The following is a 25,987-nucleotide window of genomic DNA, read 5'->3' as shown; positions in this document are numbered from 1 at the left end:
CCGCCTCACAACTTGCCGCCCCGACCGCCGTCGCGCGGCGCGGGCGCGATCAGCGTGGAGAGGTACGGCAACGGGCCGTCGGCCAGCTCCGCCGCCGGCCGGATCGACTCCTCCGGCAGCCCGAGCGCCGAACCCCACACCGCGTCCTCGGTCCGCCCCGTCTCGCGCAACGCAGTGGCGACCTCCTCGGCCAGTCGCCCGAACTTGTACGCGACGACCGTCCCCGGGCCCTCCAGAGCCTGCTTCAGCACCGCGGCCCCCGCCGTCACCGGCACCAGAGTCAACGGCTCGGTGCCCTCGGTCAGCACCGCGCCACTGCGCGCCGCCAGATCCTGCATCGCCGTGATCCCCGGCACCGTCACCACGGCCGTGCCCGGCAGCAGCTCACCGATCGTGTGCGCGAGATAGGTGAACGTCGAGTACACGTTGGGGTCGCCGATCGTCGCGAACGCCACCGAACCGTGCGTACGCAGCAGCCCCGCGACCCGCGCACCCGCCGCGTCCCACGCCGCCTCCCGGCGCGCCCGGTCCGTCCGCTCGTTGAGCGCGAACACGACCCGCACGACCTTCTCGGCCCCCACGTAGTGCAGCACCGTCGCCTCGGCGCGCCCCTGCTCACCCGTGTCCATCACCGGCACCACGACGACCGCTGCGTCCCGCAGAGCATTGACGCCCTTGACGGTCACCAGTTCCGGATCGCCGGGTCCGACCCCGACCCCGACCAGCGTGCTCGTACCGCGACCGTCGTTCATCCCTTGCACCTCTCAACGAATCGGCGGGCCGTACCGGGCGCCGAAGCCCAATGCGTATGCAGATAACTCGCGTGCACGCCCTGCTGGACGAACCCCTCCACGCGCCGCTCCGGCTGGTGCATGCCCCAGGCCGGCTCGTCCCCGGCACCGGGCTCCAGCACGGTGCGGTGGAACTCGTGCCCACGCATCCGCGTCCCCGTAGCCGCCAGCACGCTGTCGGAGAGCGCCACGGCGTCCCGGTAGCCGAGCGTCAGCCGCTCCGACATCCGCCCCTCGGCGTTCAGCACCCCGCACATCGGCAGCCCGTCCAGCGAGCGGCCCAGATACAGCAGCCCCGCACACTCGGCCGCCACCGGAGCTCCGGAGGCGGCGAGCTCCGCCACGGCCTTGCGCAACGGCTCGTTGGCGGACAGCTCCGGCGCGTACACCTCGGGAAACCCGCCCCCGATGACCAGCCCCCGGGTCCCTTCGGGCAGAGCCTCGTCCCGCAGCGGGTCGAACGGCACGACGGTGGCCCCGGCGGCGGCGAGCAGCTCACTGTGCTCGGCGTAGGAAAAGGTGAACGCGGCCCCGGAGGCGACGGCGACCACTGCCGGCCCCTGCGGCCTTTGAGGAGCGGGGGCCGGGTCGGAGCCCCGGTTACGGGAAGGCGCGGGGAGGGGAACAGCCCCACCGCAGGCGCCGACCGCCTCAGCCGCGCTCCACGCCTCCGCGCCCAGCTCCGGCGCGGACCGCGCGAGAGCCAGGATGGCGTCCAGGTCGCACCCGGCCCGCACCTGATCCCCCATCGCCGCGACAGCGCCCACCGCATCGCCCCGCCGCTCAGCAACCGGCACCAGCCCCAGATGCCGCGACGGCACCGCCACCTGTGCGGCCCGCCGCAAAACCCCCAGCACCGGCACCCCGGACTCGTCCAGGGCGTCCCGCAGCAGCGCCTCGTGCCGGTCGGAGCCGACCTTGTTGAGGATCACCCCGCCGATCCGCACCTGCGTGTCCCACGACGCGAAGCCGTGCACCAGCGCCGCCACCGACCGGGACTGCGACGACGCGTCCACGACCAGCACCACGGGCGCCCGCAGCAGCTTCGCCACCTGAGCCGTGGACGCCAGCTCACCCTGCCCCGCAGCCCCGTCGTACAGCCCCATCACACCCTCGACCACCGCCAGGTCACAGCTCTGCGCACCGTGCGCGAACAGCGGGGCGATCAGCTCCGGCCCGCACATGTACGCGTCGAGATTGCGCCCCGGCCGGCCGGTCGCCAGCGTGTGATAGCCGGGATCGATGTAGTCGGGCCCCACCTTGTGCCCGGACACGGCGAGCCCCCGCCCGGCGAAGGCGGCCATGAGACCCGTCGCTACGGTCGTCTTGCCGCTGCCGGACGACGGCGCGGCAATGACCAGGCGCGGAACGTTCACCACTCGATGCCCCTCTGGCCCTTCTGTCCGGCGTCCATCGGGTGCTTGACCTTCGACATGTCGGTCACCAGATCCGCTGCGTCCAGCAGCGCGGCGGGCGCGTTGCGCCCGGTGATCACCACATGCTGGCTGCCGGGCCGGTCACGGAGCACCTCGACGACCTCGTCGGTGTCGACCCACCCCCAGTGCATCGGGTAGGCGAACTCGTCGAGGACGTACAGCCGGTGCGTCTCGGCGGCCAGATCGCGCTTGACCTGCTCCCAGCCCTCCCGCGCGGCCGCCTCGTTGTCCAGCTGCTGATCGCGCTGGACCCAGGACCAGCCCTCGCCCATCTTGTGCCAGGCGACGGACCCGCCCTCACCGCTCGCGCCGAGGACCTTCAGCGCGTTCTCCTCGCCGACCTTCCACTTCGCCGACTTCACGAACTGGAACACCCCGATCGGCCACCCCTGATTCCAGGCGCGCAGCGCGAGCCCGAAGGCCGCCGTCGACTTTCCCTTGCCGATGCCGGTGTGCACCATCAGCAACGGACGGTTGCGGCGCTGACGGGTGGTGAGCCCGTCGTCCGGCACGGTGGTCGGCTGTCCCTGCGGCACTACGCGGCCCTCCTGTTGTTGTGCTGAACGTCCTTGACGAGCCCGGCGATCGAATCGGCCCGAAGCTCGTCGAGCGTGACGGCGGTGCCGCCAAGCTCACCCGCGAGGCTTGCGGCCAGCCCGAGCCGTACCGGCCCCGACTCGCAGTCCACGACGACGGACGCCGTGCCCTCGGCCTCGTGCAGCCGGGCGGCCCGCGCGGCCAGCGCCACCGGCTCCGGCCCCCCGGTCGCCCGTCCGTCGGTCACCACGACGAGCAACGGCCGCCGCGAAGGATCGCGCAGCCGCTCCACCCGCAGCACGTCATGGGCCTTCAGCAGCCCGGCGGCCACCGGGGTGCGCCCCCCGGTCGGCAGCATCTCCAGCCGCGCGGCAGCAGCGTCCACTGATGACGTCGGCGGCAGCACCACCTCGGCGTCCTTGCCCCGGAAGGTGATCAGCCCGACCTTGTCCCGCCGCTGGTAGGCATCCATCAGCAGGGACAGCACCGCACCCTTCACGGCGGTCATCCGCTGCCGGGCGGCCATCGACCCGGACGCGTCCACGACGAACAGCACGAGGTTCCCCTCACGCCCCTCGCGCACCGCCTGCCGCAGATCGTCCCGCCGCACCACCAGACCCCGCCCGGACCGGCCCCGCGCCCGCTGATGCGGGGCGGCGGCCTGCACGGTCGCGGCCAGATGCAGCTTGGTGAGCGCGCCCTGCGGACGCCGCGCCCCGGTCGTCCGCCCGTGCTCGGTACGCGCCCGGGACCGCCGCCCCGCCGCGCCCTCGCCCAGACCGGGCACGCTCAGCATCTTCGTACGGAACGGCTCACCGGCCCGCACGGGCTGCTGCTCGCCGCCGCCGGGGGACTGACCCTGTGCCGGCTCCTGCTCCCTGCCCTGCTCGGGCACGGTCTGCGCGGGCGTGTCGTCGGCCCCGCCCTCGGGCTGCGGCGGCGTGTCGGGCCCGTCGCCCTCCGGCGGCCGGCCGCCGCCGCCAGGCCCGTCCGGGTCCGGATCGTCGTCCTCGCCGCTGTTCTGCTCCAGCGTGTCGTCGAGCTTGTCCTCGTCGAGCCCCGGCGCGTCGAAGGGATTGCGCCGGCGCCGGTGGGGGAGTGCGAGCAGGGCGGCCTGCCGCACGTCCTCGGCGAGCACATCGGTACGTCCCGCCCAGGCGGCCAGCGCCGTGGCGGTCCGCGCCATCACGATGTCGGCCCGCATCCCGTCGACCTCGAAGGCGGCGCAGGTGGCCGCGATCTGGCGCAACGCGCCGTCACCGAGACGTACCTCGGGGAGCAGCGCACGCGCGGCCACGATCCGTGCCCGCAACGCGCCTTCCTCGTCCGCCCACCGGGCGGCGAAGGCGGCCGGGTCGTCGTCGTACGCGAGCCGTCGCCGTACCACCTCGACCCGCAGATCGGTCTCACGGGAGGCCGCGACCTCGACGGTCAGCCCGAACCGGTCGAGCAACTGGGGGCGCAGTTCGCCCTCTTCGGGGTTCATCGTCCCGACGAGCAGGAAGCGGGCGGCATGCCGTACGGAGACGCCTTCGCGCTCCACGTACGAGGCCCCCATGGCGGCCGCGTCCAGCAGCAGGTCCACCAGATGGTCATGGAGCAGATTGACCTCGTCCACGTACAGAATCCCGCGATGCGCGTCGGCGAGCAGCCCCGGCTCGAAGGCCTTCACGCCCTCGGCGAGCGCCCGCTCGATGTCGAGCGCCCCGACGAGCCGGTCCTCGGACGCGCCGACGGGCAGCTCCACCGTCCGCGCGGCCCTCGACACGCCGGATCCGGCCTCGTGGGGGCCATCGGGACACGCCGGATCGGGCGAGTCCGGGGCGCAGGAGAACCGGCACCCGGGGACGACGGCCACCTCGGGCATGAGCGCGGCCAGCGCGCGCACGGCGGTGGACTTGGCGGTCCCCTTCTCGCCACGCACAAGGACGCCACCCACGGCAGGGCTCACCGCGTTCAGCAGCAGCCCGAGCCGGAGGTCGTCCTGCCCGACGATGGCGGTGAAGGGATAAGGCGTACTCACAGGACCTCCTTGGCGAGGGAGCGATCAAGCCCCTCCAGGGCGTGTTCAAGCCCCTCCGGCGTTCGAGGAGCGGGGGTCCGGGGGCGGAGCCCCCGGCTACGGGAAGGGGCGGGCCAGGGGAGAGAGCCCGCCGCAGGCGCCACGTGCCGCCCGCTCACGCGTCGCCCTCCAGGTCGCCCTCAAGCTCCAGATACGTCGCCCGCAGCCGCTCCAGCGTCTCCGCGTCCGGCTCCGCCCACAGCCCCCGCTCGGCCGCCTCCAGCAACCGTTCCGAAATGCCGCGCAGGGCCCAGGGGTTGGACTTCTGCATGAACTCCCGGTTCTCCGGATCGAAGACGTACTCGGCGCTGAGCTTCTCGTACATCCAGTCGTCCACGACCCCGGCTGTCGCGTCGTACCCGAACAGGTAGTCCACGGTCGCCGCCATCTCGAAGGCGCCCTTGTACCCGTGCCTCCTCATGGCGCTCATCCACCGGGGGTTCACCACCCGCGCCCGGAAGACACGGTGCGTCTCTTCGCTCAAGGTCCTGGTCCTCACCTGATCCGGCGTCGCGGAATCCCCCACGTACGCCTCGGGAGACTCACCCGTCAGATGCCGCACCATCGCGACCATGCCGCCGTGGTACTGGAAGTAATCGTCCGCGTCGACCAGATCGTGTTCGCGCGTATCCACGTTCTTCGCCGCCACCGCGATCCGCCGGAACGCCGTCTCCATGTCCCCGCGCGCCGCCCGCCCCTCAAGGCCGCGCCCGTACGCATATCCGCCCCAGACCGCGTACACCTCGGCCAGGTCCGCGTCGCTGCGCCAGTTGCGGGCGTCGATCAGCGGCAGCAGCCCCGCCCCGTACGCCCCCGGCTTCGAGCCGAAGATGCGGGCCGTGGCCCGGCGGCGGTCGCCGTGCTCCGCCGTGTCCTCGTCGGCGTGCGCCCGTACGTAGTTGGCGTCGGCCGGCTCGTCCAGCTCCGCCACCGCGCGCACCGCGTCGTCGATCAGCCCCACCACATGCGGGAACGCGTCCCGGAAGAAGCCCGAGATGCGGACCGTCACATCGATGCGCGGCCGGCCCAGCTCGCTCACCGGGACCACCTCGAAGCCGGTCACCCGGCGCGAGGCGTCGTCCCACACCGGGCGGCAGCCGAGCAGCGCGAGGATCTCCGCGATGTCGTCGCCCTGGGTGCGCATGGCGGAGGTGCCCCACACGGTCAGGCCGACCGACTTCGGATAGTCGCCCGTGTCGGCGAGGTACCGGGCGATCAGCGAGTTGGCGAGCGACTGGCCGACCTCCCACGACAGCCGGGACGGAATCGCCTTCGGGTCCACGGAGTAGAAGTTGCGGCCCGTCGGCAGCACGTTGACGAGTCCGCGCGTCGGCGAGCCGGAGGGGCCCGCCGGGACGAAGCCGCCGTTCAGCGCCAGCAGGATGTGATCGATCTCGTCGGTCGTCCGGGCCAGCCGGGGCACGACCTCCTCGCAGGCGAAGCCCAGGACGGCGACGGCGTCCGGGAGTTCGAAGCCCAGCACCTCCCGGACCAGGCCCGCAGCCGCGGTCACGTCCCAGCCGCGCGCCTCCATGCCCTCCGCGAGACGGCGGCACAGCTGCTCCAGCAGGTCGATCGCGTCCGCGCCCGTCCTGGCAGGGCCGTCCACGAGCCCGGTCAGCTCGGCGGGCACCTTCACGGCGGCCCCCGGCTCGCCCAGCAGCTCCTTCTCGCTGAGCCCGAAGTGCTCGGCGATGGCGGCCCGGAGGCCCGGCAGCGCGTTCGCCGTGCCGCCCCACACCTGGGAGGCGCGCAACACCGCGAGGACCAGGTTGACCCGGGCCTCGTCGACCGGGCCGCCGCCCAGGATGTGCAGACCGTCGCGGATCTGGACGTCCTTGATCTCGCAGAGGTAGCCGTCGATGTGCATGACGAACGAGTCGAAGTCGTCGTCGCCCGGCTGCTCGTCGACATGCAGGTCGTGATGCAGCTCCGCGGCCTTGACCAGAGTCCAGATCTGCGCCCGCACCGTAGGTGCCTTCGTCGGGTCCAGATCGCTGACCAGCGCGTACTCGTCGAGCAGTTGCTCCAGCTTCGCCAGGTCGCCGTACGTGTCGGCGCGGGCCATCGGCGGCACCAGGTGGTCCACCACCGTGGCGTGGCCGCGGCGCTTGGCCTGGGTGCCCTCGCCCGGGTCGTTGACGATGAACGGGTAGATCAGCGGCAGCTCGCCGAGCACCGCGTCCGGACCGCAGCCGGCGGACAGGCCGAGGCCCTTGCCGGGCAGCCACTCCATCGTGCCGTGCTTGCCCATGTGGACGACGGCGTCCGCGCCGAAGGTGTTCTCCAGCCAGCGGTAGGTGGCCAGGTAGTGGTGCGAGGGCGGCATGTCCGGGTCGTGGTAGATCGCGATCGGGTTCTCACCGAAGCCGCGCGGCGGCTGGATGAGCACCACCACGTTCCCGAACTGGAGCGAGGCGAGGACGATGTCGTCCCCGTCCACGTACAGCGAACCCGGCGGCTCGCCCCAGTGCTCCAGCATCGAGTCGCGCAGCCCCGGCTCCAGCTCGGCGAACCACTGCCGGTAGTCGGCCAGCGGCACCCGCGCGGGCGCCGCCGCGAGCTGCTCCTCGGTCAGCCACTCGACGTCGTGGCCACCGGCGTTGATGAGGCGGTGGATGAGCTCGTCACCGTTGTCCGGGTGACCGTCGACCCCGTAACCGGCGTCGCGCAGCGCGTCCAGGACGCGGACCGCGGAGGCGGGCGTGTCCAGGCCGACGGCGTTGCCGACGCGGGAGTGCTTGGTCGGGTAGGCGGTGAAGACCAGGGCGAGCTTCTTCTCGGCGTTGGTCTTGTGCTTGAGGACGGCGTGGCGCACGGCGATCCCGGCGACGCGCGCGGCGCGTTCGGGGTCGGCGCGGTACACCGGCACCTCGTCCGGGCCCTGCTCCTTGAAGGAGAACGGCACGGTGATCAGCCGGCCGTCGAACTCGGGGATGGCGACCTGCATCGCCGCGTCCATCGGGGTCAGGGCCGCGTCGGACGCCTCCCATGCGGCGCGCGAGGAGGTGAGGCAGAGCCCCTGCAGCACCGGCACGTTCAGATCGGCGAGCGCCCCGATGTCCCAGGCCTCGTCGTCGCCTCCGGCGGAGGCGTCCGACGCGCGGGTGCCGCCGGCTGCGAGGACGGTGGCGACCAGGGTGTCGGCCCGGCCGAGCAGTTCGTACAGCCCGGCGTCCGCGCCGCGCAGCGAACCGCAGTACACGGGCAGGGCGTTGGCGCCGCGTGCCTCGACGGCGTCGCACAGCACGTCGACGAACGAGGTGTTGCCGGAGAGGTGGTGCGCCCGGTAGAAGAGCACGCCGACGGTCGGGCGGCCCTCGGTGAACGTACGGCTGCCGTGGAGCCCCCACTCGGGCATCTTCTGCGGTTCGGCGAAGCCGTGCCCGGTCAGCAGGACGGTGTCGGAGAGGAATCGGGCCAGTTCGACGAGGTTCCCCGGGCCGCCCTCCACCAGGTAGCGCAGCGCCTCGGCGACGACCCCGGCCGGTACGGACGACTCGGCCATCAGCTCCGCGTCCGGCACCGCCTCACCGCCGAGCAGCACGGTCGGGATGCCCGAGGCCTTGAGCGTCGCGAGCCCGTCCTCCCAGGCACGCCTGCCGCCCAGCAGGCGGACCACGGCGACGGAGGAGCCCTCGATCAGAGCGGGGAGTTCCTCCTGGACATCGATACGGGTCGGGTTGCCGATCCGGTAGGGCGCGCCCGAGGCGCGGGCGGCGAGGAGGTCGGTGTCGGCGGTCGACAACAACAGCACGGTGCTCAGCGGGGCGGTCAGTGGGGCGTTCATGCGCGTGCTCCAGGTGCTCCGGGGGCGATGAAGGGAAGTCCTGTCGGTGCGCCCGACTCGATGAGCCGCCACAGCGCGTCGGTGTCCGCGTGTTCTTCGATCAGGTCGCCGAGGCGGTCGAGCTGTTCCTCGCGCAGCCCGGCGAAGCAGGTGTCGGGGGCGGGGACGAAGCGCCGGCCGGCGGCCCGCGCGATCTCCGTCAGGAAGCGGCGGCGGAACTCGTCGCTCTCCAGCGAGCCGTGCCAGTGGGTGCCCCACACGGCCCCGGAGCGGCAGCCGTCGAGGCGCTGCCCCTGACCGTCGGTGAGGAACGGCTCGCCGCCGCGCACGTCGGCGACGCCGTGGTGGATCTCGTACCCCTCGACCGGGGCGCCGAGTGCCTCGCCGACCGGCCGGGCGAGGGTCTTCTCGCGGTCGAACCGGACGCGCAGGGGCAGCAGCCCGAGCCCGTCGACCTTCCCGGCGCGCGACTCGACGTCGTCCTCGATCTCTTCGCCGAGGATCTGGTAGCCGCCGCAGATGCCGAGGACCGGACGGCCCTCGGCGGCCCGCCGCCGCAGCGCGTCGGCTAGCCCGCGTTCGCGCAGCCAGGCGAGCGCCTTCACGGTGCCGCGGGTGCCGGGCACGATGACGAGGTCGGCGTCGGCCAGTTCCTCGGCACGGTCCACGAACCGCACGATGACGCCCGGTTCGGCGGCGAGCGCGTCCACATCGGTGAAGTTGGACATCAGCGGCACGGCGCACACGGCGACGCGCAGGATGTCCTCGCCGTGCGGTGGGGCGACTGCCGACTCCCGTACGGTGCCGCGCAGCGACACCCGCAGGCCGTCCTCCTCGTCGATGCCGAGGCCGTGGGCGAACGGCAGCACCCCGTACGTCGGCCGTCCCGTGAGATCGCGCAGCATGTCCAGGCCGGGCTCCAGCAGCGAGACGTCACCGCGGAACTTGTTGACCAGGTAGCCGGCGATCAGTGCTTGGTCCTCGGCCGAGAGCAGCGCCGTCGTACCGAAGAACGAGGCGAAGACCCCTCCGCGGTCGATGTCGCCGACGACCACCACCGGGAAGCGTGCCGCCCGTGCGATGCCCATGTTCACGATGTCCGTGCGCCGCAGATTGATCTCGGCCGGACTGCCCGCCCCCTCGCAGATCACTGCGTCATACGTGCCCCGAAGCTGCTCCAGGCAGTCCACGACGGTGGACAGAAGTTGCTCCTGGCGGCCGCCGTGGTAGCCGCGGGCGCTCATCTCGCCGACCGCGCGCCCCATCAGGACGACCTGGCTGGAGCGGTCGCTGCCGGGCTTGAGCAGGACCGGGTTCATCAGGGCGGTCGGCTCGACCCGGGCGGCCTGGGCCTGCATGGCCTGGGCGCGGCCGATCTCGGCGCCCTCGCGGGTGACGAAGGAGTTGAGCGACATGTTCTGCGCCTTGAACGGCGCCACCTTCACGCCCCGGCGCACCAGCCAGCGGCAGATGCCCGCGGTGACGACGCTCTTGCCCGCGTCCGAGGTGGTCCCGGCGACCAGCAGTCCGCCGCTCATGTCGGTCTCCGTCCTGAGAGTCGAGTTCCTGAGAGTCGAGTTCCTGCGGTACGGGCCCCCGCGGTACGGGCCCCCGCGATCCGTCGTGCCGCGAGCCCCGCGCCCAGGCGGGCCGCCACGCTCACGCCGAGGGCCAGCGCACTCACCCGGCGCGACAGCCGTACGGCACGCTCGATGTCCTCGCTCTCCACCGCCCGGCCGGTGTCCCCGTTGAGCACGGGGCGGTGTTCGACCCGGCCGCCGTAGGCGAGCGTCCCGCCGAGCCGTACGCCGAGCGCGCCCGCGAACGAGGCCTCCACCGGGCCCGCGTTGGGGCTCGGGTGCTTGGCCGCGTCGGCCCGCCAGGCCCGGACCGCTCCCCGTGGCCGCCCCCCGGCGGTCACGGCGAGCAGGGCCGTCAGCCGGGCGCCCGGCCAGCCCGCGAGGTCGTCGAGGCGGGCCGAGGCCCAGCCGTAACGCCGGTAGCGGGACGATTTGTGGCCGACCATCGCGTCGAGCGTGTTGGCGGCCCGGAACCCGACGAGCCCGGGGACCCCGCCCAGCGCGCCCCACACCAGGGCGCCGACGACGGCGTCCGAGGTGTTCTCCGCGACGGACTCCACGACGGCGCGGGCGATCTGCGGGCCGTCCAGGGACTGCGGGTCGCGGCCGCACAGATGCGGCAGCCGCTCACGGGCCAGGCCGAGGTCCCCGGCGGCCAGGGCATCGCCGATGGGCCGGGCCTCGCGCCCCAGCGACGTACCGCCGACGGCGGACCAGGTGGCGGCCGCGGTCAGGGCGACGGACGCGGCAGGGTGGCGGCGCAGCGCACGGGCGGCCAGCGCGGCACCGCCGGCGGCGCCTCCGGCGCATACCAGGGTGTGCAGTGCGCCCCAGCCGCGGTGGTCGTGCCACAGATGGCGTTCGACGCCTGCCGCGGCCCGCCCGAAGGCGGCGACCGGGTGCCCCCTGCGGGGGTCACCGAGCAGCAGATCGCCGATCAGGCCGGCTGTGGCGCCGTACGCGAAGATGCGATCGGCACGCACGGTTCAGCCGGCCGTTGCGCCTCGAAGGACCCTGGGACAGGCAGTTGCTGGCAGGAGCAGCACAGGACTGGACGCACGGCAGCCGGGCATGGCGATATGTCCTCACTCAGGGTCCGCGCCCTGGTTCGACGTGACGGCGACGAGAGTCTCCTGGCTTCCGGATCCGCAGTTCCCCCGGCCTTCCAGTCCGCTTGCGTGGACCGTGACTTCCGTGGTGGGGGACTGCTCCCCGGTGACAGTGGCGGGACCGCGCCGGATTCGCACCGGCTTCCTCTGCTGTCGCCGTAATGGCTCCGGCAGTCCACCACGCTCTGCGAACGCCCGTCAACTTGCCGTTGACCTGCGACGGTGCAGTGTGCTCAGACGCACATCGGGCCGGACGCACACGTGGTGCGTCCGGCCCGATGCGAAGGAGCGGGGAGTGGGTGGTGGGGCTCAGGCGACGATCAGGTAGATGCCGTAGGCCACTGCCGCGGCGCACAGCCCGAAGCAGACGTACGCGCCGGTGCGGGCCAGCACGAGCGATCCGCCCGCCGATCCGTCCTGTGCGGCCGGTTCCGGCTGCTTGGAGAGGCCGACGATGCCGAGGGTGAAGAGCCCCACGAGCGCGACGGTGGCGACGAGGGAGACGCCGAAGACGGTGCCGAGGGCTGCCCAGTCGATGTTCATGTGGATCTGTCCTTACCGGAGGCTCTTAGACCGTGGCGGGTCGGGCCGGGTCGGTGACCGGTCCGGCCGGGGCCGGGATGGTGGCCATGAGGCCGTGGGTCTGGGCAGCCGCGGTGGGCGGCGGGCTGACGGCCGCGATGGCGGTGGTGACGACGCCCGCGGGCTCGTCGTCACCGGCCGCCGCGCCCTCGTCCTGGCCGCCGGGCGCGACATCGCCGTGCCCGACGGGCTTGCGGCGCGACAGCATCCAGATCGCACCGGAGCCCGCGATCAGCAGCGCGGCGACGACCACGACACCCCAGGTGCCCTGCTTGGTGAGGAACTCCGCGCCCGCACCGACCAGACCGGCGGCGGGCAGGGTCAGACCCCAGGCGACGAACATCCGCGTGGCGGTGGACCAGCGGACCACGCCGCCCTTGCGGCCGAGGCCCGCGCCCATGACGGCACCGGAGCACGACTGGGTGGTGGAGAGGGAGAAGCCGAGGTGCGAGGAGGCCAGGATGACGGTGGCCGCACTGGTCTGGGCGGCGAAGCCCTGCGGCGGCTTCAGCTCGGTCAGGCCGCTGCCCATGGTGCGGATGATGCGCCAGCCGCCCAGGTAGGTGCCGAGCGCGATGGCGAGGCCGGCGCACACGATGACCCAGACCGGCGGGTTGGAGCCGGGGGCGAGGACGCCACCGGTGACCAGGGCGAGCGTGATGATGCCCATGGTCTTCTGCGCGTCGTTGGTGCCGTGCGCGAGTGATACGAGCCCCGCCGAGGCGATCTGGCCGGCTCGGTAACCCTTCGCGGTGGCCTTCTCCTGGGCGCCGCCCGTGGCCTTCCCGCCGATGCGGTACGTCAGCTTGGTGGCCAGCAGCGCGGCCAGACCGGCGACGACCGGTGCGGCGACCGCGGGAAGCAGCACCTTGGTGACGACGGTGCCGCCGTCGACGGACGACCAGCCGGCGGACATCACCGCGGCGCCGATCAGGCCGCCGAACAGTGCGTGGGAGGAGCTGGACGGCAGGCCGACCAGCCAGGTCAGCAGATTCCACAGGATGGCGCCGACGAGCGCCGCGAAGATGACCTCGGTTCTGAGTCCGTCTTCGTTGATGATCCCGCCGGAGATCGTCTTGGCGACCTCCACCGACAGGAACGCGCCTACGAGGTTGAGAACGGCGGACATGGCCACCGCTGTCTTGGGTTTGAGTGCGCCGGTCGAGATGGTCGTGGCCATCGCGTTGGCGGTGTCGTGGAAACCGTTCGTGAAATCGAACACTAGAGCTGTCACGATCACAATCGCGAGCAGCAGCGTGATGTGTTCCATTTACCCAGGCAATCGTTCGACGTCAGTGGCACGTGGACCGTAGGCAATCTGAGTGAACGGAAGATGAACTGAGCAGGGCGTTGTGGTGACCCCAACCGGAGTGCCGTTGCCCTTTTTACCCGCCGTGTGACGGTGGGATTCCGGCACAGGCCGGTGTGGGCCCGGAATCCGGAGTTCGGGCGGGCCTTCGGGGAGGGGTGGCAGTGGGCCGCTCATCCGTTGAAAGGATCTTCGTATGAGCAGCGAGTGGCGGGATTCGATTGAACGGACCTGGGGTGCGGTCGTCGCCACCGCCCGCAGGACGGCCTCCGAGGGGCTGGTCGTGGGGACCTCGGGCAACGTCTCCGCGCGGGTCGGCGCGACCGTGCTGGTCACCCCGAGCGGAGTGCCGTACGACCGGCTCCGTCCCGAGGATGTGGTCGGCGTCGATCTGGAGGGCAACCAGGTCCTCGGTGACATGGTCCCCACCAGCGAACTCCCGCTCCATCTCGCGGTGTACCGGAACACCGACGCGGCCGCCGTCGTGCACACCCACGCGGTGCACGCCACGGCCGTCTCCACGCTCGTCACCGAGGTGCCGTCGGTCCACTACGCCGCCGCGATGCTGGGCGGCCCTGTCAGGGTCGCCGCCTATGCCCGGTACGGCACCGACGAACTGGCCGGAAACATGCTCGCCGCTCTGCGCGACCGCACCGGCTGCCTGCTGGGCAACCACGGCACGGTCACTCACGGCGCCACCCTCGACGAGGCGTACGACCGGACCGCCCAGCTCGAATGGCTGTGCCGCCTCTGGCTCGCCGCAAGCTCCGTACCCGGCCGCACCCCGGCCCTGCTCACGCCGGAGCAGCTGAGTGACGTCAAGGAAGCGCTGAAGGGGTACGGGCAGCAGCCGGGCTGAGGGACGGGCCTCCGCCGGCCTGGGAGACGGGCGTCCGCCGGCCGAACCCTGGCGGAGGCCGCGCAGGAACCGCGCAGGGCGGGGGCAGGAACCGTGCAGGGCGGGGGCAGGTCACCGTGCGGGGCGGGGGCAGGAACCGCCCTGCGCGGGGGGCAGGTCACCGTACGGCCCCCGCCCGCTGGCCGTACGCGGCCCGGACCGTGAAGCTGAAGCCGTGCGCCTGGCTACAGCAACGGCAGCAGCCGTCACCACCATCCTCGGCGTCGGCGCGGCAGCGGTCGCGGCCGGCCGGTACGCCGGCGACGTCGCCCTCAAGGCGCCGTCCGGACGTCCCCTCCCCGCGGACCGCAGACTGACCGTGCATGCGACGGCGGCCGGGCAGGTCACCCTGACCCGCTCCCTCGCGTCGCTGCGGCCAGGCACCTACGGGCTGGTGGGCGACGACGTCCACGCCGTCGTGGGGCCGGTGATCGACCAGGCCCACCAGGCCCCCGACACCGTCGTACGGCGGCTGGAACGCGTGAACCGCGGCACCCTGCGCCCCGGCGCCAAGGTCCGCATCACGCCGGAGCTCCACAGCGGTGACCCCGCCACGGCCCTCGGCCTCGAATTCCGTGAGGTGGAGATCCCCGGGGAACTCGGTGGCCTGCCCGCCTGGTTCGTGCCCGGCCCCCGTGACACCTGGGTCATCACCGTGCACGGCATCGGCACCACCCGGGAACACCCGCTGAACGTGACGGACTTCCTGCACGGGCAGCAGCTGCCGGTGCTCGACCTCGCCTACCGCGGCGACCCCGGAGCCCCCCGCTCCCCGGACGGCCTCGCCCACCTCGGCGAGTCCGAGTGGCGGGACCTGGACGCGGCCATCCGCTTCGCCGTGCGCTACGGCGCCGAGCAAGTCGTCCTGCACGGCTGGTCCACCGGCGCCTCGATGGCCCTGCACGCCTGTGTCAACTCCGCGCTGAGGGACCGGATCTGCGGTCTCGTCCTCGACTCGCCGGTGCTGGACTGGGCGGCCACCCTGCGCGCCCTGGCCGTCGCCCGCGGCGTCCCGTCCGCCCTGCTGCCCCTCGCCGTCCGTGCCGCCCAGGGGAAGACCGGACTGCGCGGAGCCCGGCTCCTGGACACGTCGCTGCCCGGGGCCCTGCACGTCCCGACGCTGATCTTCCACGGGCCCGACGACACCCTGGCCCCCTGGCAGTCGTCCCGGGAGCTCGCCGCACGCCGCCCCGACCTGATCGCCCTGCACGCCGTACCCCAGGCTCCGCATGCGGCGATGTGGAATGCCGGCCCGGCCCGGTACGAAGAGACGCTACGACGCTTCCTCACGCCCCTGATGTGAGCTGATGTACCGCTTCGGCCGGTTGGTGCCGGCCGGTGCGGCCGCACCCCCGACACCGGTGTTCCAGGTTCCGTTTGGGCTTTCGGGCCGTCAGAGGCAAGACTGCTCCCCGTGACGTCCCGTACCCCGCGCGACTCCAGGCTGCGACTTGTCCGCCCGAGACCCCTCGCCACAGCTCGCAAGGCCGTGACGACCCGGCGCACCAGGCCGGCGCCCCGCCCGCCCGAGGGCACCCCGCCCCGGGCGGAACTGGCCCGCCAGGCCAGGACCGCTCTCGCCGACGCCGTACGGATCGCCCGCTGGGCGGCCGACGGCGCGAGCTCCGGCACGCCTCCACTGGCCGCCCAGGCCCTCGAACGGGCCGCGGCGGCGCTGGAGTTGTCCCCGGCCCAGGTGCGCTCCGGCTGGGACCGGGCCAGGCTCGCCGGGCTCGTGGAACTGCACGGCGACACTGCTCGGCCCGGCTGGCGGCTGCGCGCCTGGGACCGCGACGACTCCGCCGTGCTCCGCGGCTGGGTGGCGCTCTTCGACGCCTGGTCGCTCGTCCACCCCGCGCCGCGGGACATCGAGTCCACCGCAGTCGCCGAGGCTGTCGAGGCCGTGCCCCAGGTGCTGTCCCTGCTTCAGCTCTCGGCGGGCCCGGTCACCGTGCCCGCCCTCCTGGACCTGCTCGGCCAGCGCGTGGCGGAGCTGCACGAGGAGCGCTGCGAGGTGCCGTACGGGCCGCAGGTGCTGCCCGCCCCCGCCGCGCCTGAGCCCACCGCTCACCCCGCCGCACTGGTCGCCCTCCTGCTGGACTGGGCCCTGGAGGGGCTGGCCGCCGTCGGTGCGCTCACCCTCGGCGCCGGGACCGCCACCCTCACCCCGCTCGGCAACTGGGCGGTCTGGGTCAAGCTGGAGCAGATCTGCGTCGCCGCCCAGAGCCCGGCCGGGAACATCGAGCAGTCCGCCGCCGACATGCTGCTCGGCTGCGCCCGCCTCACCCCCGGACCGGCCCGCGCCGAATACCGCGCCTGGCTGGCCGCCCGCCCTGTCGGCAGTGCCGTCGCCGAACTCCTCGGTGTGGCCCGCGGTGAGGACGCCCTGCTGCGCGGGCTCGCCTTCGAGGCGCTCCGCGTCGTCGGCGCACCGGCCGAGCCCGAGGTGCGATCCGTCGTCACCGACCCGTCGCTGCGCCCCTACGCGCTGCTCTGGCTCGCGGAGTACGACGGGACCGACCCCGAGGACGCCCAGGAGGTCCTCAGCCGCGAGGAGGCCACCTGGCTCTGGGTCGACACCGCGGCGGCCGTCGCCGACCACGGCGAGACGGGACTGCTGGTCCGCCACCTCGACTCGGCCGTGCAGGGCACCGTCCCGGCGCTGCTGGACGAGGTACGGGCCGTCGGCCACCCGCGCACCGTCCAGGTGCTGGTGGCCCTGGCCGCCGCACACCCCGACCCCGCGCTCGCCAAAGCGGTCCGCAAGGCGGCGTTCCAGGTGCACACCGGCGGAGCCTGAACCGGCGCCTGCCCGCTGTCCGGTGGTCACGGGTTCTCCGGGGCGCCGGACGGCCCGCAGCCTCAGCCGCGGAGGACCGGTCGCGCGGACGGGCCGGTCCACGCCGCCTCCACGCCGCAGGGCTGCCGCAGCTCCGGCCGTGGAGCCGGTCGGCCGGCCCGTTCAGCCGGCCGTACCCGGGGCGTACGTCCCGAAGCTCCACACATTGCCCTCCGTGTCCCGCGCCATGTAGTCCCGGGAGCCGTAGTCCTGGTCGGTGGGCGGCATGAGGATCTCCACCCCGTGCTTCACGGCTCGCGCGTGGTGGGCGTCGACCTCGTCGACCACCACGTAGACGCCGGCCGGCCCCGCTCCGTGCATCGCCTTGGCGAACACGCCCTCGCGGCCCTTGGATCCCAGCATCACCCTGCCGTTCCCGCAGGACAGCTCCGCGTGCATCACCGTGCCGTCCTCGCCCTCGTACACCGCTTCCTCGGTGAAGCCGAGGCCCTCCGTGAGCGTCTTGATCGCGGCCTTCGCGTCGTCGTACAGAATCGTCGGATAGACCGTCGGGACGCCCGCCGCTGCGTCTGCCATCGTGCTCATTCCCTTCTCGCGCCGCACCGGGCCCGTGGCGGCCCGTCTGTGATCTGCGTCTCAGTCTTCCACCGGGCGCTGACAATGCCCTGCGCGACGCAGGGTCCCTGCCGTCGGCGCAGGTCAGCGGAAGGTGTCGCAGTCCGCCATGTCGCCACTGCGGAAGCCGGTGGTGAACCACTGCTGGCGCTGCGCGGCCGAGCCGTGCGTCCAGGACTCCGGGGTGACCCGGCCCTGGAACTTCTCCTGGATCCGGTCGTCCCCGACCGAAGCGGCCGCGTCGAGCCCGTCCCGGATGTCCGCCCGGGTGAGCTCGGTGATCAGCGGCCGGCCGGTCGACTCGTCGGGCGTGGTCGTCGCGTGGTTCGCCCAGATCCCGGCGTAGCAGTCCGCCTGGAGTTCCACCTTCACCGCGTTGCTGTTCTCGCCGGTCCGCCCGTCCTGCGAGCGGGCCAGTGTCCCCATCTGGTTCTGCACGTGGTGTCCGTACTCGTGAGCGACGACGTAGGCCTCGGCGAACGGCCCGCCGCTCGACCCGAACTTGGTCCGCAGCTCGTCGAAGAAGCCCAGGTCCAGATAGACCTGCCGGTCGCCGGGGCAGTAGAACGGCCCCACGGCCGAGGTCGCCGATCCGCAGGCCGTGGAGACCCGGTCGGTGAACAGCACCGTCCGCGCGCCGCCGTACGTGGCGTTGCGCCGATCGAACTCCTGGTTCCAGTAGTCCTGCACGCTGTTGACCACCGCGACGATCCGGCAGTCGTCCTTGGTGTTGGCGTCCGCGCCGGTCCGGCACTCCTGCTGGACCTGTGCGGCCGACGAGGCGGTCGCGGTCGTGCCCGAGTCGCCCGACGAGAGGCCGAGCTGATCGGGGCCGACCCCGAAGAGCAGCCCCAGGATCAGTGCGATGACCCCCGCGATGCCGCCGCCCACGGTGGCTCTGCCGCCGGGGATACGGCTGCCGCGCACGTCCTTGACCTCGGATGTGTCCAGATCGGCGTCGTCGTCGAACTGCATCGCACCACCCTCTGCTCCGCCCGCGGCTGCGGCACAGCCATGCGCCGAGTATCAGATAATTCACACCGCAATGCCCGTTTTTGCTCACGTGATGGAGTGGGCCGGGCGCGCTGGGCGAGCTTTCGGCAACAGCGGTGGGAGCAGGCGGAAAAGTGGTTGGACACCGCCAGTAGACTGGTTCTCATGGCAATTCTCCTTGTGCGTGTGCGTGAGTAACGGCGTCGAGTCGTGAATCGCTAGTCGTTCCTCCGCCGTCCAAACCGCTCTGGAGTTTTTCCCCGTGATCACCGCTTCCGGCATCGAGCTGCGCGCCGGCGCCCGCATGCTCATCGAATCCGCCTCCTTCCGTATCGCCAAGGGCGACCGCATCGGCCTCGTCGGCCGCAACGGGGCGGGCAAGACCACCCTCACCAAGTGCCTCGCGGGCGAGGGCACCCCGGCCGCCGGCACCATCACCCGCTCCGGCGAGGTGGGCTATCTCCCGCAGGACCCGCGCACCGGCGACCTCGACGTGCTCGCCCGGGACCGCATCCTGTCCGCCCGCGGCCTCGACGAGACCCTGCGCAGGATGCGGGAGAACGAGGAGCGGATGGCGAACGGCAAGGGCGCCACCCGCGAGAAGGCGATGAAGAAGTACGAGCGCCTGGAGACGGAGTTCCTCACCAAGGGCGGATACGCGGCCGAGGCCGAGGCGGCCACCATCGCCGCGGCCCTCAGCCTTCCCGACCGGGTGCTCGCCCAGCCGCTCCACACGCTCTCCGGTGGTCAGCGCCGCCGTGTCGAGCTGGCCCGGATCCTCTTCTCTGACGCCGACACCCTGCTCCTCGACGAGCCCACCAACCACCTCGACGCGGACTCGATCGTCTGGCTGCGCGACTACCTCAAGAGCTACCGCGGCGGCTTCGTCGTGATCTCCCACGATGAAGAGCTGGTCGAGACCGTCGTCAACAAGGTCTTCTACCTCGACGCCAACCGCTCGCAGATCGACGTCTACAACATGGGCTGGAAGCTCTACCAGCAGCAGCGCGAGGCCGACGAGAAGCGCCGCAAGCGCGAGCGGCAGAACGCCGAGAAGAAGGCCGCGACGCTCAACGCCCAGGCCGACAAGATGCGCGCCAAGGCCACCAAGACCGTGGCCGCGCAGAACATGGCCAAGCGTGCCGACCGGCTGCTCTCCGGGCTGGAGGCCGTACGGGTCTCCGACAAGGTCGCCAAGCTGCGCTTCCCGGACCCCTCGCCGTGCGGCAAGACCCCGCTGATGGCGGAGGGCCTCTCCAAGTCCTACGGGTCGCTCGAGATCTTCACCGACGTCGACCTCGCGATCGACAAGGGCTCCCGGGTCGTCATCCTCGGCCTCAACGGTGCGGGCAAGACCACCCTGCTCCGCCTCCTCGGCGGTGCGGAGAAGCCCGACACCGGCGACATCATCGAGGGCCACGGGCTCAAGCTCGGCTATTACGCCCAGGAGCACGAGACCCTCGACCCGAACCGCACCGTCCTGGAGAACATGCGCTCCGCGGCGCCGGACCTCGACCTCGTCGCGGTCCGTAAGACCCTCGGTTCGTTCCTCTTCTCCGGGGACGACGTGGACAAGCCCGCCGGGGTGCTCTCCGGTGGCGAGAAGACCCGGCTCGCCCTGGCGACGCTGGTGGTCTCCTCCGCCAACGTGCTTCTGCTCGACGAGCCCACCAACAACCTCGACCCGGCCAGCCGCGAGGAGATCCTCGGCGCGCTGCGCACGTACAAGGGCGCAGTCGTCCTCGTCACGCACGACGAGGGCGCGGTCGAGGCGCTCCAGCCCGAGCGGATCATCCTGCTGCCGGACGGCGTCGAGGACCTGTGGGGTGCGGACTACCGGGACCTGGTCTCGCTGGCCTGACCCGGGCCGGCCGCGTGCCGGGGTCCGCTCCCGGCCCCCGGCCCCGCGCGCGTGGGGGCCGCATTCCGGCCGCCGCGGTCCGCTGATCCACTCGCACTGGATCATTCGGCCTACGCGTGATCCATCATCTGTGTGAGGACGTCTCGTACCCCGGCGCGGCACCCGGCAGATACCTGCCGGGTGCACGCATGAGGGGCCCCGACCCCCGTGCGGCCCTGACCTGGCCGTTCCTCCGGCGCTGTTCCTCCACTGCCCCCACAGTCCAGCGGAATGCATGATTCCGGTCGTGCCGGTGTCTTCCCGGGGTGCCGATCCGCTTGCACGGACCTTGCCGAATGGGTGGCCAGGACGGCCCCGAGGGGTGATCATGAGAGTCCAGAGCGCACTTCCCACGAGGAGGCACGGGTGGCCGAGACTCTGAAGAAGGGCAGCCGGGTAACCGGCGCCGCGCGCGACAAGCTCGCGGCAGACCTGAAGAAGAAGTACGACTCCGGTGCGAGTATCCGGGCGTTGGCCGAGGAAACCGGCCGCTCCTACGGATTCGTCCACCGGATGCTCAGCGAGTCCGGAGTGACGCTGCGGGGACGTGGCGGAGCGACACGAGGCAAGAAGGCCGCGGCGGCCTGACAAGGCGTCCGCGGACCGGGACAGGTCGCCGACCTGTCCCGGGGCTCACCGGTTTCGGCGGTGGCCACCCGGTCGATCGTGCGGTCGATCGGGTGGTTACTGTTCAGTCACTTAGCCCTGTGCTGACTGCACTGACTGCACCCCGATCCGGAGGCGCTCCATGACCTCGCTCGACACTGTGCTCGACAAGGACGGCGTACGACTCACCGTCGACGACGCGGTTGCCACGGTGACCCTCACCAATCCGGCCAAGCGCAACGCTCAGTCCCCCGCTCTGTGGCGGGCGTTGACAGAGGCCGGACGGGCTCTGCCCGGCAGTGTGCGGGTCGTCGTGCTGCGCGGCGAAGGTGTGTCATTCTCCGCCGGTCTCGACCGCCAGGCGTTCACCCCCGAGGGGTTCGACGGTGAGCCGTCGTTCCTCGACATGGGGCGCGGCCCGGAGGCCGAGCTCGACGCGGTCATCGCCGAGTACCAGGAGGCGTTCACCTGGTGGCGCCGCAACGACATCGTGTCGATCGCGGCCGTCCAGGGGCATGCCATCGGCGCAGGCTTCCAGCTCGCCCTCGCCTGCGATCTGCGGATCGTCGCCGAGGACGTGCAGTTCGCCATGCGCGAGACCAGCCTCGGACTGGTGCCCGACCTCACCGGCACGCACCCCCTGGTGCACCTGGTGGGGTATGCACGTGCGCTCGAAATCTGTGCCACCGGCCGCTTCGTGTACGCCGACGAGGCCGAGCGCACCGGCCTGGCCAACCTCGTGGTGCCCGCCGCGGAGCTCGAAGCAGCGGCCCGTGACCTGGCCGGCCCCTTCCTCGCCGCCCCGCGCGATGCCGTCATCGAGACCAAGGCCCTGCTGAGCGGCGCCGTCTCCCGTTCGTACGAGGAGCAGCGCGCCGCCGAGCGCGCCGCGCAGGGCCGTCGGCTGCGTGACCTCTCGGGCACGGTCGACTGACATCACACCGCCACTGACGTGGCACCGGGCCCCGGGCACACCGCCCGGGGCCCGGTGCCACGTCAGCCGGCCGGCGGGACCTGCGGCCCGGGTCCCTCCGTCACCGCCGTGACCAGCACCGCGACCGGCGGATGCCCGTCCACCGCCTGCGTCACCGCTGCCCGCACCGCGCGGGCCACGTCCAGCGCCCGGTGGCCGCCGTGCGTCGCCAGCTCGACCCGTACGTGGTCCGGGCCCGTGTGCACGGATGTGCCGAGCACCCGCGTCAGCGTCGCGACCCCCGTCACCCCAGCGGCCGCACGACCCGCCGCGTTCTCCGGATCCGCCGGCCGCACCTCGACAGGGGGTGGTTCGGCCCGTTCCGGTGCGGTGTCCAGCAACTCCGCCACCTGGACATCCACATCGTCGACCACCAGCCCGAGCCGCCGCGCGGCAGCCGTCAGCAGAGCGGAGCGCAGCGCCGCGGCGGCAGCGGGAATCGGCTGGTACGCCGTCGCGGCCACGGTGGCCTCGATTCGCAGCGGACCCGGCGGCAGGGCGCTCGGGGGCGGCGGCACCTGCGGGGCGGGGGCCGCCTCGGCGTCGGCCACGGAGATCCGCAGCGCCAGGATCACAGGCCCGGGCCCCGGACCGCCCACTGCCCGGCGCAGCACGGCGACCGCTGCCCGTTCCGAGATCCAGGCCCCGTCCGCCGGACCGCCCAGCGGGAGTAGCCGGCCCAGGCCGAGCCGTTGCCGAACCGCTGCCGTCCATCCTTGGGCCCTGTGCGAGCTGTCAGCCGTCGTCATTGCTTCAGCCTGCCGTATCCACGGCGCGAGACCGGGCAAGCGCACTTAATGTGGGCAAGGAAGTCCAATCTGCCCCGAAGGGAAGAACGTCGATGACCGAGACCCCACAGCGGAACCGGCCCGAGAACCCTGACAAGGACTCGACGGGCGGCGACAGCAGGAGCACGCTGACCAAGCGCGGCGGGGGAGACCCCGCCACCCGCGGCCGTACGACGATCGCCGACGGCGTGGTCGAGAAGATCGCCGGAATGGCGGCACGCGACGTGGTCGGCGTGCACGCGATGGGCAGCGGACTCTCGCGGACGTTCGGCGCGGTGCGCGACCGGGTCCCCGGCGGCTCCAAGTCCGTCGCCCGGGGCGTGAAGGCCGAGGTCGGCGAGTCCCAGACGGCCCTCGACCTGGAGATCGTCGTCGACTACGGCGTGTCGATCGCCGATGTCGCCCGTGATGTACGGGAGAACGTTATTGCGGCGGTCGAGCGGATGACGGGTCTCGAAGTCGTCGAGGTCAACATCGCGGTGAGTGATGTGAAGCTGCCTGACGAGGACGACGACGAAGGCCAGCCCGAGCCACGTCTCCAGTAGTCCTCCCGTCAAAGGCAAATGAGGAGCACAGATGAGCATGGCTGTGGTCGGCATGGTGGCCGGCATGGCGCTCGGTTTCGCCGGGTACTTCGGCGGGTTCGGTGCCTTTCTGCTGGTGGCCGCGCTGGGGGCGATCGGCTTCATCGCCGGTCGCTTCCTCGACGGTGACCTGGAGCCCGGCGACTTCTTCCGGAGTCGCGATCGCGGCGACCGACGGCGGTGACCGGGGTGCCGGGGGCGGGCGGCCGGGTCGCCGCCGCGGAGCGCGGGGAGACCCGGATCGCCGACCGGGTCGTCGCGAAGATCGCCGCGCAGGCGGCGAAGGAAGCGGTCGACGAACCCGCGAAGGACGCCGCGTCACCGCGGGCCACGGTCACGGTGCATCGTGACACCGCTCGGGTACGGGTGAGTCTGGAGCTCGGATACCCCAGCGACATCGGGCGCCAGTGCGGTGCCGTGCGTCGTCGGGTCGCCGAGCGGGTAGAGGCGTTGGCGGGGATGGAGGTGCCCGAAGTGGCCGTACAGGTCGAGCGCCTGCACCCCTCAGGAGCGAGCCTCGCGGCGCAGGGGAGGATCCGATGACCGAGCCCCAGAACCCGGAGAACAGCACGCAGCGTCTGCCCACCGCCGGGGCGGTGGAGCACGGGGACGTGCTCGCACTCGACCAGTCGGCGTCCTCAGCGGCGTACGACCCGGTCCCGGCCAAGGAACGGAGCGAGGGCGGAGCGGGCCGCTTCTGGTCCGCCCGCCGCATTCCCGCAGGTATCACCGCCCTGGTGGTCCTGGGGGGCGCGGGACTGCTTCTCTACGACGTCGCGGCGGTCCGTGCCGACCACCCGGCGATGCGCTGGCGCCGCTCGCTGGCCCGTGAGCTGGCCGAGCGGCCGCTGGACGACGTCTGGGTGCTGACCGGCGCCTCGGTCGCGGCGGCGGTCGGCCTGTGGCTGATCGTCCTCGCGCTCACGCCCGGACTGCGTGATCTGCTGCCGATGCGCCGGGCCCACCCGGGCGTACGGGCGGCCCTCGACCGGACCGCGGCGGCCATGGTCCTGCGCGACCGGGCCGTGGAGGTGCCCGGTGTGCAGTCCGTCCGGGTCCGGATGGGCCGCAGCAAGGTGGGGGTGCGTGCCGTCTCGCACTTCCGTGAACTCGACGACGTGCGGGCCGATCTGGACACCGTGCTCTCCACCGGCATCAGGGAACTCGGACTGGCCAGGCAACCGAGCCTGTCCGTCCATGTCCGCCGTCCGGCGAAGAAGGGGTGAGCGGCGTGATCGGGACCGTCAACCGGGTACTGCTCGGCCTGGCCGGACTGGTGCTGGTCTGCGTGGGCGGCGGGGTACTGGCCGCGGCGCTCGGGCTGTCCGTGCCGTCCTGGTGGCCCTGGTACGGCAAGCACGACGTACTGCTCAGTGAGGCGGACCGGGACCGCTGGCGCTCCGAGGGCTGGTGGTGGCCGGTGGTGATCGCGGTCCTCGCGGTCCTGGTGGTGCTCGCACTGTGGTGGCTGCTGGCCCAGCTGCGCCGGGCCCGTCTCTCCGAAGTGCTCGTGGACAGCGGCGACGGAGAGGGCGCGCTGCTGCGCGGCCGCGCCCTGGAGGGCGTGCTCGCGGGAGAGGCGGGCGCCCTGGACGGGGTGGCCCGCGCACAGGTCGTCCTGACCGGAAGGCGCAGCGCTCCCCAGGCCCGGATCCGGCTGCTGATGGAGCCGCACGCCGCACCCGACGAGGCGCTGGGCCGGCTCACCGACGAGGCGCTGGCCCATGCCCGGGACTCGGCCGGGCTGGCGCAGCTGCCCGCCGAGGTGCGACTGAAGGCGGTCAAGCACCGTGCGGAACGGGTGAGCTGACAGGCGGAGGGCGACGCGTCAGGGCCGGACGACCGGAATCGTCCGGCCCTGACGCGTTCCGCGCTCTCAGAAGCCGCGCCGGGATCCGCCGTCGACCGGCACCATGATGCCCGTCAGATACGAGGCGGCGGGCGAGAGCAGGAAGGCCGCCGTCCGGCCGAACTCCTCCGGAGTGCCGTAGCGGCGCAGCGGGATGGACGCCTCGTTGGCCGTGCGCGAGGCTTCCGCGTTGCCGGACAGCGCGTCCAGTTCACGCACCCGGTCCGTGTCGATCCGGGACGGCAGCACGCCCACCACGCGGATGCCCCGCGGGCCGAGCTCGTCGGCCAGCGACTTGGCGAAGCCGGCCAGACCGGGGCGCAGGCCGTTTGAAATGGTCAGTCCTGCGATCGGTTCGTGGACGGAGGCGGAGAGCACGAAGCCGATGACACCGCCTTCGCCGAGCGCCGCGGCCGCTGTCCGTGCCAGGCGCACCGCGCCCAGGAACACCGATTCGAAGGCTGACTGCCACTGCGCGTCGGTGTTGTCCGCGGCGGACCCCGGCGCCGGGCCGCCGACGCTGATGAGGATGCCGTCGAGCCGGCCGAACCCCTCCTTCGCGGCCTCCACCAGCTGCTGCGCCGCGCTCGGGTCGGCGTTGTCGGCGGCGAACCCGACGGCGTCCGGGCCCAGTTCGTCGGCGGCCTCCCTGACGCTCTTCTCGTCGCGGCCGGTGATGATCACCTTCGCGCCGTCGGTGACCAGCGCGCGTGCCGTGGCGTTTCCCAGCCCCCGGGTCGCTCCGGTGACGATGTACACACGGTCCTTCAGTCCAAGATCCATGG

General features: G+C 72.5%; 24 protein-coding genes and 1 riboswitch. Of the genes, 11 read left to right on the top strand and 13 right to left on the bottom strand.

Going from position 1 to position 25,987, the window contains the following annotated elements; translation table 11 throughout:
• Window positions 1-5: 5 nt before the first annotated feature.
• The 9 genes from cobI to SH922_RS08685 form a co-directional block, all read right to left on the bottom strand.
• A complete protein-coding gene (gene cobI, locus SH922_RS08725; protein ID WP_393056636.1) occupies window positions 6-752 on the bottom strand; it encodes a precorrin-2 C(20)-methyltransferase in 747 nt (248 codons plus the stop codon).
• Window positions 749-2,170: a cobyrinate a,c-diamide synthase gene (locus SH922_RS08720; RefSeq protein WP_393056634.1), complete on the bottom strand. Its 1,422-nt coding sequence runs from the start codon at window positions 2,168-2,170 to the stop codon at window positions 749-751. Before SH922_RS08720 ends, cobI begins: the two co-directional genes overlap by 4 nt.
• Window positions 2,164-2,763 (bottom strand): cob(I)yrinic acid a,c-diamide adenosyltransferase, encoded by a 600-nt coding sequence (cobO, locus tag SH922_RS08715; RefSeq protein ID WP_393056632.1) that lies wholly within the window; start codon window positions 2,761-2,763, stop codon window positions 2,164-2,166. The genes SH922_RS08720 and cobO overlap by 7 nt, the downstream gene beginning before the upstream one ends.
• Window positions 2,763-4,787: a putative cobaltochelatase gene (locus SH922_RS08710; RefSeq protein WP_393056630.1), complete on the bottom strand. Its 2,025-nt coding sequence runs from the start codon at window positions 4,785-4,787 to the stop codon at window positions 2,763-2,765. Before SH922_RS08710 ends, cobO begins: the two co-directional genes overlap by 1 nt.
• Window positions 4,788-4,941: 154 nt before the next feature.
• Window positions 4,942-8,592 carry a cobaltochelatase subunit CobN gene (gene cobN, locus SH922_RS08705; protein ID WP_393063497.1) on the bottom strand — a complete coding sequence of 1,217 codons (3,651 nt, stop codon included), beginning with the start codon at window positions 8,590-8,592 and terminating at the stop codon, window positions 4,942-4,944.
• A 20-nt stretch (window positions 8,593-8,612) separates the two neighbouring features.
• Window positions 8,613-10,154: a cobyric acid synthase gene (locus tag SH922_RS08700; protein ID WP_393056628.1), complete on the bottom strand. Its 1,542-nt coding sequence runs from the start codon at window positions 10,152-10,154 to the stop codon at window positions 8,613-8,615.
• Window positions 10,151-11,179 carry a cobalamin biosynthesis protein gene (locus SH922_RS08695; protein WP_393056626.1) on the bottom strand — a complete coding sequence of 343 codons (1,029 nt, stop codon included), beginning with the start codon at window positions 11,177-11,179 and terminating at the stop codon, window positions 10,151-10,153. The genes SH922_RS08700 and SH922_RS08695 overlap by 4 nt, the downstream gene beginning before the upstream one ends.
• Before the next feature lie 143 nt (window positions 11,180-11,322).
• Window positions 11,323-11,454, bottom strand: a riboswitch (cobalamin riboswitch).
• Window positions 11,455-11,614: 160 nt separating this feature from the next.
• Complete coding sequence (locus tag SH922_RS08690) at window positions 11,615-11,848, bottom strand: hypothetical protein (RefSeq protein ID WP_393056624.1); 234 nt, start codon at window positions 11,846-11,848, stop codon at window positions 11,615-11,617.
• Window positions 11,849-11,873: 25 nt separating this feature from the next.
• On the bottom strand, window positions 11,874-13,157 hold the full coding sequence (locus SH922_RS08685; RefSeq protein ID WP_393056622.1) for an anion permease: 1,284 nt from the start codon (window positions 13,155-13,157) through the stop codon (window positions 11,874-11,876).
• Window positions 13,158-13,392: 235 nt separating this feature from the next.
• Between SH922_RS08685 and SH922_RS08680 the strand changes: the two genes are divergently transcribed.
• The 3 genes from SH922_RS08680 to SH922_RS08670 all read left to right on the top strand — a co-directional run bounded on the left by SH922_RS08680 (window position 13,393) and on the right by SH922_RS08670 (window position 16,894).
• The gene (locus SH922_RS08680) at window positions 13,393-14,055 is read left to right on the top strand and encodes a class II aldolase/adducin family protein (protein ID WP_393056620.1); all 663 of its coding nucleotides are present in this window, start codon (window positions 13,393-13,395) and stop codon (window positions 14,053-14,055) included.
• 214 nt (window positions 14,056-14,269) lie between these two features.
• On the top strand, window positions 14,270-15,397 hold the full coding sequence (locus tag SH922_RS08675; RefSeq protein WP_393056618.1) for an alpha/beta hydrolase: 1,128 nt from the start codon (window positions 14,270-14,272) through the stop codon (window positions 15,395-15,397).
• 186 nt (window positions 15,398-15,583) lie between these two features.
• Window positions 15,584-16,894 carry a hypothetical protein gene (locus SH922_RS08670; RefSeq protein ID WP_393063496.1) on the top strand — a complete coding sequence of 437 codons (1,311 nt, stop codon included), beginning with the start codon at window positions 15,584-15,586 and terminating at the stop codon, window positions 16,892-16,894.
• A gap of 162 nt (window positions 16,895-17,056) precedes the next feature.
• On the opposite strand, the gene SH922_RS08665 is transcribed toward SH922_RS08670, so the two are convergent.
• Together SH922_RS08665 and SH922_RS08660 are read right to left on the bottom strand one after the other, a co-directional pair.
• On the bottom strand, window positions 17,057-17,470 hold the full coding sequence (locus SH922_RS08665; protein WP_393056616.1) for a VOC family protein: 414 nt from the start codon (window positions 17,468-17,470) through the stop codon (window positions 17,057-17,059).
• Window positions 17,471-17,593: 123 nt separating this feature from the next.
• The gene (locus SH922_RS08660) at window positions 17,594-18,484 is read right to left on the bottom strand and encodes a neutral zinc metallopeptidase (protein ID WP_393056614.1); all 891 of its coding nucleotides are present in this window, start codon (window positions 18,482-18,484) and stop codon (window positions 17,594-17,596) included.
• 280 nt (window positions 18,485-18,764) lie between these two features.
• Here SH922_RS08660 and SH922_RS08655 point away from each other — a divergent pair, with 280 nt between their 5' ends.
• From SH922_RS08655 to SH922_RS08645, 3 genes are all read left to right on the top strand, one after another.
• On the top strand, window positions 18,765-20,363 hold the full coding sequence (locus SH922_RS08655) for an ABC-F family ATP-binding cassette domain-containing protein (protein ID WP_393056612.1): 1,599 nt from the start codon (window positions 18,765-18,767) through the stop codon (window positions 20,361-20,363).
• A 405-nt stretch (window positions 20,364-20,768) separates the two neighbouring features.
• Window positions 20,769-20,990: a helix-turn-helix domain-containing protein gene (locus tag SH922_RS08650; protein WP_007263382.1), complete on the top strand. Its 222-nt coding sequence runs from the start codon at window positions 20,769-20,771 to the stop codon at window positions 20,988-20,990.
• A 160-nt stretch (window positions 20,991-21,150) separates the two neighbouring features.
• A complete protein-coding gene (locus SH922_RS08645) occupies window positions 21,151-21,942 on the top strand; it encodes an enoyl-CoA hydratase/isomerase family protein (protein WP_393056610.1) in 792 nt (263 codons plus the stop codon).
• A 62-nt stretch (window positions 21,943-22,004) separates the two neighbouring features.
• On the opposite strand, the gene SH922_RS08640 is transcribed toward SH922_RS08645, so the two are convergent.
• Window positions 22,005-22,730, bottom strand: a complete 726-nt coding sequence (locus tag SH922_RS08640; RefSeq protein ID WP_393056608.1) for a hypothetical protein — start codon at window positions 22,728-22,730, stop codon at window positions 22,005-22,007.
• A 92-nt stretch (window positions 22,731-22,822) separates the two neighbouring features.
• Between SH922_RS08640 and SH922_RS08635 the strand changes: the two genes are divergently transcribed.
• Genes SH922_RS08635 through amaP form a run of 5 tightly spaced genes read left to right on the top strand, consistent with a single transcriptional unit; the run spans window position 22,823 to window position 25,163 of the window.
• Window positions 22,823-23,314 (top strand): Asp23/Gls24 family envelope stress response protein, encoded by a 492-nt coding sequence (locus SH922_RS08635; RefSeq protein WP_393056606.1) that lies wholly within the window; start codon window positions 22,823-22,825, stop codon window positions 23,312-23,314.
• Window positions 23,315-23,345: 31 nt separating this feature from the next.
• Complete coding sequence (locus SH922_RS08630) at window positions 23,346-23,537, top strand: hypothetical protein (protein ID WP_136330255.1); 192 nt, start codon at window positions 23,346-23,348, stop codon at window positions 23,535-23,537.
• Window positions 23,534-23,896 (top strand): Asp23/Gls24 family envelope stress response protein, encoded by a 363-nt coding sequence (locus SH922_RS08625; RefSeq protein ID WP_393056603.1) that lies wholly within the window; start codon window positions 23,534-23,536, stop codon window positions 23,894-23,896. The genes SH922_RS08630 and SH922_RS08625 overlap by 4 nt, the downstream gene beginning before the upstream one ends.
• Complete coding sequence (locus tag SH922_RS08620; RefSeq protein WP_393056601.1) at window positions 23,893-24,579, top strand: DUF6286 domain-containing protein; 687 nt, start codon at window positions 23,893-23,895, stop codon at window positions 24,577-24,579. Before SH922_RS08625 ends, SH922_RS08620 begins: the two co-directional genes overlap by 4 nt.
• On the top strand, window positions 24,576-25,163 hold the full coding sequence (gene amaP / locus SH922_RS08615) for an alkaline shock response membrane anchor protein AmaP (RefSeq protein ID WP_393056599.1): 588 nt from the start codon (window positions 24,576-24,578) through the stop codon (window positions 25,161-25,163). The genes SH922_RS08620 and amaP overlap by 4 nt, the downstream gene beginning before the upstream one ends.
• Window positions 25,164-25,229: 66 nt before the next feature.
• On the opposite strand, the gene SH922_RS08610 is transcribed toward amaP, so the two are convergent.
• Window positions 25,230-25,985, bottom strand: a complete 756-nt coding sequence (locus tag SH922_RS08610) for an SDR family oxidoreductase (protein ID WP_393056597.1) — start codon at window positions 25,983-25,985, stop codon at window positions 25,230-25,232.
• Window positions 25,986-25,987: the final 2 nt, after the last annotated feature.

The sequence above is a fragment of the Streptomyces sp. LN549 genome (assembly GCF_043203805.1).
GTDB lineage: Bacteria > Actinomycetota > Actinomycetes > Streptomycetales > Streptomycetaceae > Streptomyces.
The sequence above is the reverse complement of the archived record's forward strand: the minus strand, read 5'-3'. Positions and strand labels throughout refer to the sequence as shown.